Source organism: Burkholderia sp. LS-044 (assembly GCF_004803625.1).
GTDB lineage: Bacteria > Pseudomonadota > Gammaproteobacteria > Burkholderiales > Burkholderiaceae > Burkholderia > Burkholderia cepacia.
Window position 1 is genome coordinate 1 of sequence record NZ_SSWO01000052.1, and the last position, 1,236, is coordinate 1,236.

The 1,236-nt window shown below is 57.4% G+C and carries 1 protein-coding gene; it reads left to right on the forward strand.

Going from position 1 to position 1,236, the window contains the following annotated elements:
• The first annotated feature begins 62 nt into the window (after positions 1-62).
• On the forward strand, positions 63-1,229 hold the full coding sequence (locus E9536_RS41120; RefSeq protein WP_136473345.1) for an IS30 family transposase: 1,167 nt from the start codon (positions 63-65) through the stop codon (positions 1,227-1,229).
• The last annotated feature ends 7 nt before the right edge of the window (positions 1,230-1,236 follow it).

The window sequence follows — 1,236 nt, forward strand, 5'->3', positions numbered from 1 at the left end:
GGTGGATTCAACCGGTCATCGCAACACCTTCTGGTCTAATGTCGCCCCAGGAGGTAAGGTAGGTGAGCAAGAAGAAGCGGTGTGGGCTATCCGCCGAACAAAAAGCGTTGTTGTGGCAAAGATGGAAAGACGGTGAGTCGTTAAGCGACATCGGCCGCTCGCTGGGCAAGCATGCAGCATCCATTCACGCGATTGTTCGACCGCACGGCGGCATCATGCCAACGGCAAGGAAGCGGTCGGCCCGGGTACTGACGCTTGCCGAGCGAGAGGAAATCTCGCGCGGAATCCATGCGGGCGTTTCGATCCGTCAGATTGCAGCCAGTCTCGGTCGATCTCCGTCGACGATCAGCCGCGAAGTAGCGCGCCACGGCGGCTTGAGCGGATATAGGGCAACGTCGGCAGATCTGAGAGCCTGGGAACTGGCGAAGCGACCGAAACCGTGCCGCTTGGCCGTCAACGGCAAACTACGTCGGTTAGTGGCCAGGAAACTGCAACTGAAATGGGCACCGCAGCAAATCGCAGGCTGGTTGAAACTGCAGTATCCCGATGATGAAACCATGCAGGTCTCGCACGAAACGATTTACCGCAGTCTGTTCATTCAGGCCCGTGGCGTACTCAAAGCGGAACTGATGAAGCACCTGCGTACGCGCCGGATGATGCGTCGTTCGAAGAAAGCGTCAACAAAGGGACAACCGCGCGGACAGATCATCGATGCGGTATCGATCCGCGAGCGCCCCGCCGAAGCCGAAGACCGCGCGATTCCAGGTCACTGGGAAGGCGACTTGCTGAGCGGTTCGAATAACACACACATCGCGACCCTGGTGGAGCGCCATTCGCGCTTCGCCATTCTCATGAAGGTAAAAGGCAAGGACACCGACAGCGTTGTATCTGCACTGAGCAAACAGGTTCGCAAGCTGCCTGTGGAACTGCGCAGATCGATCACGTGGGACCGCGGCATGGAACTGGCACAGCACAAGGAATTCACAGTCGCGACCGACGTGCAAGTCTACTTCTGCGACCCACAAAGCCCATGGCAACGGGGCACGAACGAGAATACCAACGGGCTGCTCCGGCAGTACTTCCCCAAGGGCACCAGTCTGGCTGACTACTCTCAAGGCGATTTGAACAAGATCGCCTTGCAATTGAATCAACGCCCGAGAAAGATATTGGGTTACATGACGCCTGCAGATAAACTAAACGCCAGCATCGGTGTTGCATTCACCGGTTGAACCCGTC